Genomic DNA, 14,962 nt, shown 5'->3' with positions numbered 1-14,962 from the left:
CATGGATTACAAAGCTCTTGCGCAGCGAATACTCGACCTCGTCGGGGGTCCTGATAACGTCGGGTCGTTCACCAACTGCATGACGCGGTTGCGGCTCAACCTCGTCACCCCACAATCCGCTGACGTGGAGGCCATCAAGGGTCTCGACGGGGTGCTTGGAGTTGTCGAGGGCAAGCAGCTGCAGGTCGTCGTCGGGCCTGGCCATGCCGAAAGGTTGCGCGCAGCCTTCGGTGAGGTCCTGGGGAAGTCTGGCACGGCTTCCGTCGTCGATGAGAAGGCGACGGTCGAGGACACTGCGACAGCGACGGGCTCGTCCGTCCCGCGACATGCTGCTTCTGGCGGGGTTGAGCCCCTCCCCGAGGGAGATGCCGATCTGGCCAAGCGCACCAGGGACAAGGTCCGCGACAAGCAGACCTCCCCGGTGCAGGCGATGTTCCGTCACATCGGCAACATCTTCGTCCCCGTCATCCCGGGATTCATCGCCTGTGGCCTGGTCACCGCCATCTGCGGCATCTGGAAGATGATCGATCCTGCCGTCGCCAACGATGGATGGTTCCTGGTGCTCGCCGGACTGGGAGGAATCGTCGTCGCCTCCCTCAACCTCATTGTCGGCCACAACACTGCCAAGGAATTCGGTGGCAGCCCGATCCTCGGTTTCATCGCCGGTGGCGTGCCCTACATGCCCGCCCTCGCAGGTGTTGCGGCGTCCGACAAGGCCGCAGCAGTCCCGCTGACAATTCCCGTTCGGTGAGCTCAAGCCTGGTTTGGGCGGTGTCATCGGCGTCATGATCACGGCTTGGTTGTTCACCGTCATCGAGGAACAGCTCCGAAAGGTCATTCCGGCAGCCATTGAACTCTTTCTTGTCCCTACCCTCACCTTGCTCATCGGTGCAGCAGCGTCGATCTTCATCATCATGCCGGTGTCTTCGCTGCTCATGAAGGGCCTCACCTGGCTGTTGGTGGACTTCGCCCTGGCCAAGGGCGGCACCATTGGTGGATTCATCCTGGCGACCTTCTTCCTGTCGATGGCGATGTTGGGCATTCACCAGGGCCTGACCCCGATCCACGCCCAGCTCATCGCCAACCGCGGCTTCACCGAGCTGCTCCCGATCCTCGCCATGGCGGGCGCGGGACAGGTTGGAATGGCCATCGCAATCCTCCTGAAGACGAAGATCCCGAGGCTGCGTTCGGTCATCAAGAGCGCGCTGCCCATCGGCATCCTGGGCATCGGAGAACCCCTCGTCTATGGCGTCTCCCTGCCGCTGCTCTACCCGTTCCTCACCGCCTGTCTCGGTGGCGGATTCGGAGGAGCCTTCGTGGCCTGGGGCATGCAGCACTCCGAGATCTTCGGGTCCCAGGCCCTCGGCCTGTCAGGCCTGCTCATGGCTCCGGTGATCTCGGCCGGCAAGTGGGGTTGGTACCTCGGCGGCTGGCTCATCTCGGTGATCATGGGCTGCCTGCTGACCTACCTGTTCGGCTTCAAGGAGTCCATGGCCGATCGGATCATGGACTGAGCGATGATCTGGTCCCTCTATCCGACCGACGAGGCGTGGGAGCCGGTTGCTCGACAGGCCGCCGACCACGGTGGGGAGGTCTTCACCTCCTTGCACCTGCCGGAGGCTCGTGACGTCGCGTCCTTCCTCGATGTCCTCGGTGACTTGCACCGCCGTTTCGGGCTGACCTTCTGGGCCGACGTCTCCCCGGTGGCCGTCGACCTGATCGGTCCACAACTGCGAGAGGTTGGCATCGTCGGGCTGAGGTACGACTTCGGGTTCGACGTCGAGGACATCCACCGAATGGCGCACCTGACAGGTCTACACACTGCGGTGAATGCCTCGACGATTGGAGTCGACACTTTGGAGGAGCTGGCCGATCTGGAGCCGGTGGGTTGGCACAACTTCTACCCGCGTCCAGGAACCGGAATCACCAGGAGCTGGTGCCTCGAACAGTCGCGGCTGTTCACCGAACATGAGCTACCGGTGGTCGCATTCGTCCCTGGGGAAAGAGGGCTGCGCGCCCCGCTCTATCGTGGCCTTGCCACGCTGGAACACCAGCGTCACTGCAATGCCTGGGTCAACGTCGTCGAATTGCACCGGATGGGCATGACGGTCGCCCTGGCGGAGGGAACCCTGACCGAGGAGACCCTCGGGTGGATCGACCACCTGGAGAGGGACGGCGTCCTGACCCTCCCCCTCGCTGACCTGGAGGTTCCGGAGCTGGCAGGGGTTCGGCATCTACGCCGGGAGGAGACGGGCTCCTCGTGGCGGATCGAGAGGACCCGAGGAATGAGTGTGCCCGATGCCCCCAACGCCGGGTGCCGCAGGGCCGGATCCCTCCAGATGGACACCGTGGGGAGATATCGCGGTGAGGTTCACCTCATGGTGCATGACGACAGGCTTGACGGGGACTTCGTCAGGGTTGGTGAGATTGCTGGTCCGTACACGGATCTGGTGTCCCAGTTGGCCGGTGGGATGCAGGTTGACTTCGTCGTTCGCCGCCCGACGTGAGCGGTCGGGTCGCTCCGGTCGGTGGTGCGGACTAGTCTGTCCGAGTCAGCACCACCCAGGGCCGGAGTGACCTCCATTCCGGTCGGTTCGTGAAAGGACTGTCCGTGGCCCGATCCGACTTCGTCCACCTTCACACTCACACTGAGTACTCGATGCTGGATGGTGCTGCCAGCAACGAGAAGCTCTTTGCCGAGGTGGCTCGTCAGGGCATGCCGGCGGTCGCCATGACCGACCACGGCAACATGTTTGGCGCCTACGAGTTCTTCCAGATCTCCAAGAAGTACGACGGAGATCAGAACCCGCTGGTCAAGCCGATCATCGGTATCGAGGCCTATGTTGCCCCGAGTACTCGCAAGTCCCGGGTGCAGGAATTCTGGGGAACCTCCCGCGACGCGGGCGATCCGGATGCGGAGGGCGGCAAGGATGTGTCCGGAGGTGGCCGCTACACCCACATGACGATGTGGGCCAAGGACCCGGAGGGGCTCCACAACCTGTTCCGGTTGTCCTCCCTGGCCTCCTACGAGGGCTACTACATGAAGCCCCGCATGGACCGCGAACTGATGTCCCAGTATCCCGGTGGCATCATTGCCTCCACCGGATGCCCGTCGGGCGAGGTGCAGACCCGACTGCGCCTGGGGCAGTTCGAGGAGGCCTGCCAAGCCGCGGGTGCCTACCAAGCCATCTTCGGCAAGGAGAACTACTTCTGCGAGTTGATGGACCATGGTGTCCCGATCGAGAAGCAGGTGCGATCCGACCTGCTGAGGCTGGCCAAGAGGCTGGACATTCCTCTGCTGGTCACCAATGACTCGCACTACGTCACCGAGGACCAGGCTGACGCCCATGACTCCCTGCTGTGCGTCGGTGTGGGGCGTAACAAGGATGATCCGAACCGCTTCCGCTTCAATGGTTCGGGCTACTACATCAAGTCCTCTGACGAGATGAGGGCGCTGTTCCCGGATCATCCCGAGGCCTGCGACAACACCCTGCTGCTGACCGAGATGATCGGGTCCTACGACGAGGTCTTCAATCACGTCGACCGGATGCCGCAGTTCGACGTCCCGGAGGGGGAGACGCAGGAGTCCTGGCTTCGTAAGAAGCTTCAGGAGGGCATGGATGAGAAGTTCGGTCCGAATCCGCCCAAGGAGGTCCTCGACCGTCTCGAGACAGAGCTCTCGGTCATTGAGCCGCTGGGATTCTCCTCCTACTTCCTCGTCGTCTCCGACATATGCAATGCGGCGCGCTCCATGGGCGTGCCGGTCGGGCCGGGTCGTGGATCGGCTGCCGGTTCCCTCGTCGCCTATCTGACGGGCATCATCGCCATCAATCCGCTGGAACACGGATTGCTGTTCGAGAGGTTCCTCAACCCGGAACGCGTCAACCCGCCCGACATCGACCTCGACTTCGACGATCGTCAGCGTGACAAGGTCATCGATTACGTCACCCACAAGTACGGGGCGGAGTACACCAGCCAGGTCAACACCTTCGGCAAGATCAAGGCCAAGGCTGCCGTCAAGGACGCTAATCGTATTCTCGGCTATCCCTTCGCCCTTGGAGACAAGATCACCAAGGCCATGCCCCCGGACGTTATGGGCAAGGGAGTGCCGCTGAGCAAGATCTTCGATCCTTCCCACGAGAGGTATGGCGAGGGCCAGGAGTTCCGCCAGCTGGTTGCCGACAATCCTGACGTCGCTAAGGTTGTCGAGACGGCGAAGGGTCTCGAGGGATTGATCCGCGGTACCGGTGTGCACGCATGTGCCTTCATCCTGTCCAGCGCTCCGCTGCTCGACCTGGTGCCGATGCACAGGCGAGACAAGGACGGCATGATCATCGCCGGCTTCGCCTACCCCCAGCTCGAGGAGATGGGGCTCATGAAGATGGACTTCCTGGGCCTGCGAAACCTCGGCATCATGGATCACTGCATCAAGATCATCAAGGAGAACCGGGGGATCGACGTCGATCTCAAGGATCTTGCCCTTGATGACGAGAACACCTACGAGATGCTGGCCCGAGGCGACACATTGGGCGTCTTCCAGCTCGATGGCACGGCCATGCGATCCCTGCTGCGTCTCATGGGACCAACCTGCTTCGATGACATCGTCGCCGTGTTGGCCCTGTACCGACCGGGCCCGATGGGTGCCAATGCACACATCTCATATGCCCAGCGCAAGAACAACCGAGAACCGATCATCCCGATCCATCCCGAACTCAAGGAGGACCTCGACGAGATCCTTGCTCCCACGTACCACCTCATCGTGTACCAGGAGCAGATCATGTCGATCGCCCGGAAGCTCGCTGGCTACACCCTGGGTGGCGCTGACCTTCTGCGTCGTGCCATGGGCAAGAAGAAGAAGCACATCCTGGAGGAGAACTTCATCCCCTTCCAGGCTGGCATGCGTGAACACGGGTACTCCGACGATGCCATCCAGACCCTGTGGGACGTCATGGTCCCCTTCGCCGGATACGCCTTCAACAAATCCCATGCTGCCGGTTACGGACTAGTCTCCTACTGGACGGCCTATCTCAAGGCCAATTACCCGGCCGAGTACGGAGCCGCCCTGCTGACCAGCGTCGGTGACGACAAGGACAAGATGGCGATGTACCTGGCCGACATGCGGTCCCAGCACATCAATGTCCTGCCTCCCGACGTCAACGCCTCCTCGCTGGAGTTCACGGCTGTCGGTGAGGACATCAGGTTCGGCCTGGGAGCTGTCCGCAATGTCGGTGCCAACGCCGTCACGGAGATCATCCGGGCCCGTGAGGAGAATGGCCCGGCCACCGATTTCTTCAGCTTCCTTGACCAGGTCAGCCTGACGGTGTGCAACAAGAGGCTCATTGAGTCCCTCATCAAGGCTGGTGCCTTCGATTCCATGGGCCATTCCCGACGCGGCCTGATGGCGGTTTACGAGCAGGCCGTCGATGCCGTCATCGACATCAAACGCCACCAGGCCAATGGTCAGGACGACCTCTTCGGCATGGGGGACGATTCCGAACCCACCCAGCTGGGTGTCGAGAGGGTGGTTCCGGAGGACGACTGGGACCGCAGCACCAAGCTCGCCTTCGAGCGCGAGATGTTGGGTCTGTACGTCTCCGATCACCCGCTGCGAGGCCTGGAAGCTGCTCTGGAGGCCGAATCAGACATCTCGGTGGCCGAACTCGTCAACCCTGAAGGCCATCACGAGGGGCGCTACACCATTGCCGGTATGGTCACCCAGATCGTCCGACGTACCACCAAGAACGGTGACATCTGGGCCTCTATCACGCTGGAGGACCTCGGCGCCTCCATCACTATTGCCTGTTTCCCGAAGGTGTACCAGCGCGTGGAGCCGCTACTGGCCGTAGACAGCATCCTCAAGGTGCGCGGATTCGTCCGGGAACGTGACGAGACCGTCGAGATGTCGGCCAATGACGTCTGGCTGCTGGACCTCACCGATGCCGGCAATGCGCCCATGACGATTGATCTACGTCGCGGACGATGCAACCGGGGCACCATCGAAGGCCTGCGGGGAGTGCTACGCAACCACCCGGGTAGCTCCGAGGTGAGACTGCGACTCCTCGACGGAAAGGTGACGACCACCTTCCGGCTTGCCGATGAACTCAAGGTCACCACTGGCCAGCCGCTGATGGCCGACCTCAAGGCCCTGCTCGGCCCCTCATGCATCCCCAGGAGGCAGTCATGAACGAGACGATCCGTGCCCACGGTCTCGCGATTCTGCGGTCGAGCCTGCTCGTCGTGGGGGTGGGCATCGTCCTGGGCGGACTGGCTGCTCCGATATGGCACTCCATGGTGACCCTGCCGACCTACACGGTGGGATCCGATGGTGCGGCATCGACAACGGAGAAGGGCCTCACCCAGGTCTTTTCGACCGACGCCGTGTACTGCCTCGTGGGCCTGATCGTCGGACTGATCATCGGCTTCCTGAGCTGGGTTCTGATGCGCCGTCGCGGTGCGTGGGGAGTACTGGCTGCCGGGGTGTCGTCCTGTCTGTCTGCCCTGGCCTGCTGGTGGGTAGGGGTACTCATCGGCCCGGACTCCTTCGCCGAGCGCATTGTTGCGGCCAAGACGGGTGAGGTCGTTCCGGTTGATTTTGCCCTCCACACCTGGGTGTCGGTGCTGGTCTGGTTGCTTGCAGCAATGATCCCGATGCTTATTGCATCCTTGGTGACGGCCCGGCGTCGCTCTCCGCGGACTGGACGCTCCGAACCGGCGACTGAGGCTTCATTAGACTGACGGTGTGCTGAGAATCGTCGATCTGACCCGTGAGACCACTGGCGGCCTGCGTCGCGCCGTGCCGCGCGCTGACTTTGATGTCGATGCCGCGATGGCGGCTATCATCCCTGTCTGTACTGCGGTCAAGGACCGTGGCGCCGAGGCACTGCGTGAATACAGCGAGAAGTTCGACCATGTGGTTCCGGATCATCTGAGGGTTCCGGCTGAGGCCCTGGTCGAGGCGGCTGCCGATCTTGACGACACCTTGCGTCAGGCCTTCACCGAGTCCATTCGTCGACGTCGTCAGGTGTGCCGGGAGGTCGAGGTGGAAACCTCGCCGGCGCCGGTCGAGGTGGCTGCCGGTGCTCGTGTGAGTCAGCGCATCGTCCCCGTAGGCCGAGTGGGGCTCTACGTCCCTGGCGGATTTGCCCCGTTGGCCTCCTCGGTCATCATGAATGTCGTCCCGGCCCAGGAAGCCGGCGTTGCGTCGATCGCGGTGGCGTCCCCACCGCAGGCTGAGTTCGGTGGCCTGCCGCACCCCAACATCCTCGCTTTGTGTCACCTGCTCGGGGTTGACGAGGTCTATGCCGTCGGCGGCGCCCAGGCCATCGCCATGTTCGCCCACGGTGTCGAGGGCTCTGACGAGGCCGATTCCTGCCCGCGGGTCGACATGGTCACCGGACCGGGCAACATCTATGTCGTTGCTGCCAAGCGCTACCTGCGTGGCACCGTCGGCATCGACTCGGAGGCTGGTCCGACCGAGATTGCCATCCTGGCTGACAAGACCGCTGATCCACGTCACGTTGCTGCCGACCTCATGAGCCAAGCCGAACACGACACGCTCGCCGCCGCTGTTCTCGTCACCGATTCCACCGAGCTGGCCGACGCCGTGGAGAAGGAGTTGGCCCCCATGGTCGAGGCCACCTTGCACTCCGAGCGGATCCGTACCTCACTGACCTCCGAGCAGTCGGCCATAGTCATGGTGCGCGACATCGACCAAGGCCTTGAGGTTGTCAATGCCTATGCCGCCGAGCACCTGGAAATCCAGACGGCTGATGCCGCCGCGGTGGCAGCGCGAGTCCACAACGCCGGTGCCATATTCGTCGGTCCTTGGTCCCCGGTCTCCCTGGGTGACTACTCGGCCGGATCCACCCACGTGCTGCCGACGGCAGGTGCTGCCTGCCATTCCTCGGGATTGTCGGTGCGTTCGTTCATGAGAGCTGTCCACGTCATTGACTACACCGAGGACGCCCTGCTCGACCTTGCCGATTCCGTCGAGAACTTCGCCCTGGCCGAGAACCTGCCCGGCCATGCCAATGCCATCACCGTGAGGAGGCCGCGATGACCCAGCGTCGACGGACGACCCAGCCCCGTCCGATGGCCAAGCCGCAGCCGAACCCCATTCAATTGGCTGATCTGCCGCTTCGTCCCGAACTGGTGGGGGAGGAGCCCTACGGTGCCCCGCAGCTCGACGTCCCGGTGTGTCTCAACGTCAATGAGAACCCGTACCCACCGTCGGAATCGGTGCGCAAGGACATGGCCAAGGCCGTCTCCAATGCCGGCAAGGGGCTGAATCGCTACCCGGACCGAGAGGCCACGGGTTTGCGCGAGGACCTTGCCAGGTACATCGGATTCGGGGTCAGCAGCGGTCAGATCTGGCCGGCCAATGGGTCCAACGAGGTCATGACCCACATCCTGCAGGCCTTCGGCGGTCCGGGCCGTACTCTCCTGACCTTCACGCCGACCTACTCGATGTATCCGGAGTACGCCCGCAACACTCACACCGAGTACGTCACTCGTCCCCGCAATGCCTCCTACGGTCTGACCACCGACGAGATCGTGAGCGCCATCGAGGAGGTCAAGCCGGACGTCGTCCTGCTGACCACGCCGAACAACCCGACCGGCACCACCATCCCGGTGGCGGTCATAGACGAGGTCTGTTCGGCCACCGATGCGATCGTCGTCGTCGACGAGGCCTACCAGGAGTTCACCGATACCCCGGAGGACTCGGCAATCGCCCTGCTTCCCAAGCATGGACGCCTCATTGTGGTGCGCACCCTCTCGAAGGCGTTTGCCCTGGCCGGAGGTCGTCTTGGATATGCCGTTGCGGCTCCTGCCGTGGTGGACGCCCTACGGATTGTCCGGTTGCCCTACCACTTGTCGGAGGTGTCCCAGGTGGTGGCCCGGGTCGCTCTGGCCCATGCTCCCGAGATGCTCGCTCGGGTCGACGAACTCCGCGAGACGCGTGCCAATCTCGAGGACTGGCTGCGCGCACACGGTCTGGACGTCGTCTCTTCTCAGTCGAACTTCGTCCTCTTCGGGAGGTTCGCCGATCGCCATGCGGTCTTCCAGGCCCTTCTCGACCACGGCGTTCTCGTCCGTGAGGTGGGCCCGACCGGCTACCTGCGTGTCTGCGCTGGTACTCCTCGGGAGACCGACGCATTCCGAGCTGCACTGCTCGACGTCCTTCCGACCGCTCGTCGACTCGGTCCCGAGGAGGATTGATGACCCACCGCTGCGCTCACATTCACCGCGAGACCTCCGAGTCCAACGTCGACGTCTCCATTGATCTGGACGGTGAGGGGGAGTCGACCATCTCCACCGGGGTCGGTTTCTACGACCACATGCTCACGGCCCTTGCCAAGCATTCAGGCATCGACATGTCGATCACCACCACCGGAGACGTCGAGATCGACGGTCACCACAGCGTCGAGGACACTGCCATCGCGCTGGGACAGGCCTTGGCCCAAGCCCTCGGCGACAAGCGAGGGATCGCTCGCTTCGGTGACGCCGTGGTTCCTCTCGACGAGGCGCTTGCACAATGCGTCGTTGACGTCGCTGGACGCCCGTGGGTGGAGTGCACCGGAGAGCCGGAGGGTCAGATCTACGCCCGTCTCGGCGGTTCGGGCGTTCCCTACCAAGGATCCATGACCTATCACGTCGTGCAGTCACTGGCTCTCAACGCTGGCCTGTGTGTGCACCTGCGTCTGCTGGCCGGACGGGATCCCCACCACATCTGCGAGGCCCAGTACAAGGCTCTGGCCCGCGCTCTGAGGATTGCCGTCGCTCCGGATCCGCGCAATGCCGGGCGTGTCCCCAGCACCAAGGGTGCTCTCGATGTCTGATCCGGTGCGGGTCGGCATCATTGACCACGGCTCGGGAAACCTGCATTCGGCCGGGCGCGCCCTGCGCAGGGTCGGTGCCACCGTCACGATTTCCCGTGATCCGGGAGCCCTGCTCGACAATGACGCCCTCGTCCTGCCCGGAGTGGGAGCCTTGGCAGCCTGCATGGTGGGCCTACGCGCCATGGGTGGGGACCACCTGGTGCATCGTTGGGTTGACGAGGGACGGCCCTTGCTCGGCATCTGTGTCGGACATCAGATGCTCTTCGAGCGTGGCAGCGAGCGCGGCGTCGACGTCGAGTGCCTCGGGGTACTGCCCGGTGTCGTCGAGGAGCTGCCGGCTGACCGCCTGCCACACATGGGGTGGAACACCGTCCAACCGGGGACCCGGACGACCCTGTTCCGGCATGCGGATGGCGAGAGGTTCTACTTCGTCCACTCCTACGGGGTGCTCGTCGACGGGCCTGACGACCACTTCACCACGGCAAGCCATCAAGGTGCGACCTTCGTCGCCGCCGCTGAGGTTGGTCCGGTGACCTCAACCCAGTTCCATCCCGAGAAGTCCGGAACGGCGGGCCTGGCCTTGCTCGAACGGTGGCTGGCTCGGGTGTGTTGATAACCTGACCCTCGTGACCGGAGAACTCACACTACTTCCAGCCGTTGACGTCCAGGGTGGACGCGCCGTCCAGTTGCAACAGGGGGTGGCCAGTTCCGAACGCGCGTTCGGTGATCCCCTGGAGGTGGCTCACAGGTGGCGAGGTCTGGGAGCCCAGTGGATTCACCTGGTCGACCTTGACGCCGCCTTCGGACGTGGATCCAACACTGAGATCATCAGCAACATCGTCGAGCAGATGGACATCAACGTCGAGGTGTCCGGCGGTATCCGCGATCAGAAGAGCCTGGAATCGGCCCTGTCGGCCGGCGCCACTCGCGTGAACATCGGTACCGCCGCTCTGGAGAATCCCACCTGGTGCGACGAGGTCGTGCGCCGCTACGGCGAACAGGTCGCCATCGGTCTGGACGTCAGGGGAGATCAGCTCGCGGCGCGCGGTTGGACTCGCGAGGGCGGCAAGGTTCTCGACGTCCTGGCTCGGCTGGAGGACGCCGGGTGCAAGCGCTACGTCGTTACCGATGTGGCCAGCGACGGCATGTTGACCGGACCGAACTACGAGCTCTTGGGCCGAATCTGTGCGCGCATCCAGGGAACCGTCGTCGCGTCCGGAGGCATCGCCACCCTCGAGGACCTGCGTCGTCTGCGCGGATTGGTCCCGATTGGGGTGGAGGGGGCCATCGTGGGAACTGCTCTCTACGTGGGTAATTTCACCCTGCCGGAAGCCCTCGAGGTGTGCCGGGCACCGATCCCGGCGGACTCTGCCCCCCGTACCCAAGGCTGACTGACGGTCACTCACCGTCCGCTCTCCTCAGCCCGATTCGCTGTCGGGTGAGGAGTGTAAACTATTTCATTGTGTGCGTGGGCTTGTCCCGCGCCGAATGCTTGGCCCCTCTGGGCCGATAACTGCGACATTCGAGGAAGGGAGACACCGTCCATGAGCGGTCACTCCAAGTGGGCCACCACCAAGCACAAGAAGGCGGCCATCGACGCCAAGCGTGGCAAGCTGTTCGCCCGCCTGATCAAGAACATCGAGGTGGCGGCACGACTCGGTGGTGGGGATCCGTCGGGCAACCCGACCCTCTACGACGCCATTCAGAAGGCGAAGAAGAGCTCGGTTCCCAACGACAACATCACCCGCGCCGTCAAGCGTGGTTCCGGTGAGGGCGCCGACGCCGTCAACTACGAGACCATCATGTACGAGGCCTACGGCCCCGCCGGTGTTGCCATCCTCATCGAGTGCCTGACCGACAACCGTAACCGTGCCGTCTCCGACGTTCGCGTAGCCGTCACCCGCAACGGTGGCACGATGGCCGATGGTGGCTCGGTGCAGCGTCTGTTCCAGCGCAAGGGTGTCGTGGCGGTCTCGAAGACCTACGAGGTCGAGGAGGGTCGCAAGACCGAAACCCGTGAGGTGGACGAGGACCAGCTCATGGAGGCCACCATCGACGCCGAGCCCGAGGACATCGTCGACGAGGGCGACGTCTTCGAGATCATCTCCGACCCCAACGCCGTCGTGGATGTCCGTAAGGCCGTCCAGGACGCCGGCATCGACTACGACTCGGCCGAGGTCTCCTTCAAGCCGGACTTCACCCAGCCCGTAGAGCTCGACGATGCTCGCAAGCTCTACAAGATCCTCGACGCCCTCGAGGACCTCGATGACGTCCAGAACGTCTTCTCCAACGCTGACGTCCCCGCCGAGGTCGCTGCGGCTCTCGACGAGGAGGAGTGACCATCCCAGAGACGACCCCCAACCCGCGTGTCACGCGGGTCATGGGGGTCGACCCCGGTTTGACCCGATGCGGGGTCGGGGTCGTCGAAGGCGGCCCCGGGGCCCCGTTGAGGCTCATCGCGGTCGGCGTCATCCGTACCCCCGCAGATCTGGATCACGCTCATCGTCTGCTGCGCATCCACGATGGGTTGGAGGAGTGGCGCGACCACACCCGTCCTGACGCCATCGCCGTCGAGCGGGTTTTCGCCCAGCACAACCGCAATACCGTCACCGGCACCGCTCAGGCCGCAGGCATGGCGATGATGATCGCTGCTCGCCACGGCCTGCCGGTCGCCCTGCACACCCCTAGCGAGGTCAAGGCGGCCATCTCCGGTTCTGGGCGTGCTGACAAGGCCCAGGTGGGTCTCATGGTCGCGCGGGTGTTGCGCCTGTCAGCCCCGCCGAAACCAGCCGACGCTGCCGATGCCGTGGCCTTGGCGATCTGTCATCTGTGGCGAGGCGGAGCCACCAATCGCATCGAAGCAGCCGTGGCAGCCCAACGACGTGGCCGTCCGGCACCTCGTTCCTGGAAGGATCTTGCCCGGTGATCTCCCATTTCTCCGGCACCGTGACTGCGGCCGGCCCGACCTGGGTCGTCCTCGACAACCACGGAATCGGCGTCAAGGTGCTGTGCCCGCCTGCCACGGCTGCGAGTGCACGTGTCGACCAGACGATGACCTTGCAGACCTCCCTCGTCGTCCGCGAGGACTCCCTAACCCTCTACGGCTTCGTCGAGGCTGACGACAGGGACGCGTTCGAGCTCGTCCAGACGGCTTCCGGGGTCGGCCCCAAGCTCGCCGCGGCGATCATGAGTGTGCTGGATGCCAACCAACTTGCGTCGGCAATCAGCGCCGAGGATGAGGCGACGCTGTGCCGCGTGCCCGGTATTGGGCGCAAGGGCGCAGCGAAGATGATCCTCGAGCTCAAGGACAAGATGGCAATCGTCGCTCCTGCCGGGTCAACCCCTGCCGGTACGAGCCAGCCGGTGGCACCGTGGAGAGAGCAGGTTGCTGATGGGCTCATCGGTCTGGGGTGGTCTGCGAAGAATGCTGACAAGGCTGTTGAGGAGGTGGCCACCCTCAAGGAGGCCGATCCCTCGATGACGATCGGCAACCTCATGAGGGCAGCCCTGCGCAGTTTGGCTCGATGAGATGTCGGACCCCTCTGGCACACTGACAGACGTCGTCAGGAAGGAGAATCTCGGTGGAGCATTCGCCCGTCGACCCTTGGGCCGAGCCTCCTGAGAAGGCCGAAGAGGCTGCTCTGCGCCCTGGTGCCCTGGCGGAATTCGGGGGACAGCAGCGCGTCGCCGAGCAGTTGGGACTCGTCCTGGCCGCGTCACAGTCACGCGGTACGACCCCGGACCATGTCTTGTTGTCCGGACCTCCAGGGCTTGGAAAGACCACCTTGGCCATGATCATCGCGGCCGAGATGTCCGCCCCGATTCGCATCTCCTCCGGCCCTGCTATTCAACACGCGGGGGACCTGGCTGCGATCCTGTCCTCGCTTGTTCCCGGTGAGGTCTTCTTCCTTGACGAGATTCACCGGATGTCCAAGCCTGCCGAGGAGATGCTCTACCTGGCGATGGAGGATTTCCGCGTCGACGTCGTCGTCGGCAAGGGCCCTGGGGCCACTGCGATCCCGATCGACATTCCACCGTTCACCCTTGTCGGGGCGACGACACGGGCAGGCCTGCTGCCCGGGCCGCTGCGGGACCGATTCGGCTTCACGGCCCAGCTCGACTACTACCAGGTGGCCGACCTTGAGCGGATCGTCACCCGCTCGGCCGGGGTCATCGGGGTCGACCTGGCTGAGGGGACCGCCCATACCATCGCCTCCCGCTCTCGCGGCACACCTCGGATTGCCAACCGACTGTTGCGTCGCGTCCGTGACTGGGCCGACGTCAACGACGAGTCCCCGGTGACACCGAGGGGGGCGGAGACGGCTCTGGATCTCTATGAGGTGGATCCGCTCGGCCTCGACCGCCTCGACCGTGCCGTGCTCAATGCCGTCTGTCTCAAATTCGGCGGAGGCCCGGTCGGCTTGTCCACCCTTGCCATCAGCGTGGGGGAGGAGCCTCAGACCGTCGAGGAGGTCGCCGAACCCTTCCTCGTCCGGTTGGGCTTCCTCATGCGAACCCCTCGGGGTCGGGTTGCCACCGACAGGGCGTGGCGCCACCTCGGTCTTGAGCCACCTACCAACAGCACCGGCGACGGCCTGTTCTGACCATGTTCACCACTCCGGGGTAGCATGACCCCGGTTACACCCGTAGACAAGGAAAACTCCCTATGCCTCTTCTCGCCAGCCCGCTGGGCGGTTTCATGCCCATCCTGATTCTCTTCATCGTGCTCATCGGATTCACCGTGTGGCAGGGAAAGAGGCAGGTCAAGAAGCAGCAGGAGGAGCGAGCCAAGCTCGAGTCGAACCTGCAGGAGGGCACTCGTGTCGTGCTCAACAGTGGTCTCTTCGTGACGATCACCCACCTGGGTGACAAGCAGGCCGTCGTCGAGCTCGCCCCTGGCGTCGAAGTCAGCGTCCTCAAGCAGGCCATCGTACGACCTGCTGGTGACGAGGAGGAATTCGCCTTCGCCGACGACGTCCCGGCACAGACCTCTCCGGCCAGCAACGAGACCGTCGCCGAGGCCCCGGCAATTGACGCCCAGCCTGAGACCTCGGCTACCGAGTCCACCGTCGCTGCTGAGACTGACGAGCAGCCCCGGGCCTGACAATCCACCAAGACCAAGG

General features: G+C 63.9%; 13 protein-coding genes and 1 pseudogene. All 14 read left to right on the top strand.

All coding sequences use genetic code 11. The features are described 5' to 3' along the window. The first annotated feature begins 1 nt into the window (after position 1). The 14 genes and pseudogenes from ACP8LP_RS06305 (at position 2) to yajC (ending at position 14,943) form a co-directional block, all read left to right on the top strand. Positions 2 to 1,514: pseudogene (locus ACP8LP_RS06305) on the top strand (PTS transporter subunit EIIC). Between the two features lie 3 nt (positions 1,515 to 1,517). Further along, positions 1,518 to 2,507 carry a MupG family TIM beta-alpha barrel fold protein gene (locus ACP8LP_RS06300; RefSeq protein ID WP_016667625.1) on the top strand — a complete coding sequence of 330 codons (990 nt, stop codon included), beginning with the start codon at positions 1,518 to 1,520 and terminating at the stop codon, positions 2,505 to 2,507. A gap of 104 nt (positions 2,508 to 2,611) precedes the next feature. After that, on the top strand, positions 2,612 to 6,184 hold the full coding sequence (dnaE, locus tag ACP8LP_RS06295) for a DNA polymerase III subunit alpha (RefSeq protein ID WP_016667626.1): 3,573 nt from the start codon (positions 2,612 to 2,614) through the stop codon (positions 6,182 to 6,184). After that, on the top strand, positions 6,181 to 6,735 hold the full coding sequence (locus tag ACP8LP_RS06290) for a hypothetical protein (protein WP_016667627.1): 555 nt from the start codon (positions 6,181 to 6,183) through the stop codon (positions 6,733 to 6,735). The genes dnaE and ACP8LP_RS06290 overlap by 4 nt, the downstream gene beginning before the upstream one ends. 4 nt (positions 6,736 to 6,739) lie before the next feature. Next, positions 6,740 to 8,059, top strand: coding sequence for a histidinol dehydrogenase (gene hisD, locus ACP8LP_RS06285; RefSeq protein ID WP_016667628.1), 1,320 nt, complete (start codon positions 6,740 to 6,742; stop codon positions 8,057 to 8,059). Positions 8,060 to 8,091: 32 nt separating this feature from the next. After that, on the top strand, positions 8,092 to 9,219 hold the full coding sequence (locus ACP8LP_RS06280) for a histidinol-phosphate transaminase (protein ID WP_036976601.1): 1,128 nt from the start codon (positions 8,092 to 8,094) through the stop codon (positions 9,217 to 9,219). Continuing rightward, on the top strand, positions 9,219 to 9,839 hold the full coding sequence (gene hisB / locus ACP8LP_RS06275) for an imidazoleglycerol-phosphate dehydratase HisB (RefSeq protein ID WP_016667630.1): 621 nt from the start codon (positions 9,219 to 9,221) through the stop codon (positions 9,837 to 9,839). The genes ACP8LP_RS06280 and hisB overlap by 1 nt, the downstream gene beginning before the upstream one ends. Continuing rightward, entirely contained in the window at positions 9,832 to 10,452 is a 621-nt protein-coding gene (hisH, locus tag ACP8LP_RS06270; protein ID WP_016667631.1) for an imidazole glycerol phosphate synthase subunit HisH, read from the top strand. The genes hisB and hisH overlap by 8 nt, the downstream gene beginning before the upstream one ends. 13 nt (positions 10,453 to 10,465) lie before the next feature. Then, entirely contained in the window at positions 10,466 to 11,230 is a 765-nt protein-coding gene (gene priA / locus ACP8LP_RS06265) for a bifunctional 1-(5-phosphoribosyl)-5-((5-phosphoribosylamino)methylideneamino)imidazole-4-carboxamide isomerase/phosphoribosylanthranilate isomerase PriA (protein ID WP_484483045.1), read from the top strand. Between the two features lie 153 nt (positions 11,231 to 11,383). After that, positions 11,384 to 12,178, top strand: a complete 795-nt coding sequence (locus ACP8LP_RS06260) for a YebC/PmpR family DNA-binding transcriptional regulator (RefSeq protein WP_016667633.1) — start codon at positions 11,384 to 11,386, stop codon at positions 12,176 to 12,178. Positions 12,179 to 12,219: 41 nt separating this feature from the next. After that, positions 12,220 to 12,765, top strand: coding sequence for a crossover junction endodeoxyribonuclease RuvC (gene ruvC / locus ACP8LP_RS06255; RefSeq protein WP_036976603.1), 546 nt, complete (start codon positions 12,220 to 12,222; stop codon positions 12,763 to 12,765). After that, positions 12,762 to 13,367 (top strand): Holliday junction branch migration protein RuvA, encoded by a 606-nt coding sequence (gene ruvA, locus ACP8LP_RS06250; RefSeq protein ID WP_016667635.1) that lies wholly within the window; start codon positions 12,762 to 12,764, stop codon positions 13,365 to 13,367. The genes ruvC and ruvA overlap by 4 nt, the downstream gene beginning before the upstream one ends. Before the next feature lie 47 nt (positions 13,368 to 13,414). Beyond that, positions 13,415 to 14,443 (top strand): Holliday junction branch migration DNA helicase RuvB, encoded by a 1,029-nt coding sequence (gene ruvB / locus ACP8LP_RS06245; protein ID WP_036901822.1) that lies wholly within the window; start codon positions 13,415 to 13,417, stop codon positions 14,441 to 14,443. Positions 14,444 to 14,505: 62 nt separating this feature from the next. Next, positions 14,506 to 14,943 (top strand): preprotein translocase subunit YajC, encoded by a 438-nt coding sequence (gene yajC / locus ACP8LP_RS06240; protein ID WP_016667636.1) that lies wholly within the window; start codon positions 14,506 to 14,508, stop codon positions 14,941 to 14,943. Positions 14,944 to 14,962: the final 19 nt, after the last annotated feature.

It is taken from the genome of Cutibacterium sp. LaCa_89 (assembly GCF_058177555.1).
This window is presented reverse-complemented; position numbering and strand designations above follow the sequence as displayed.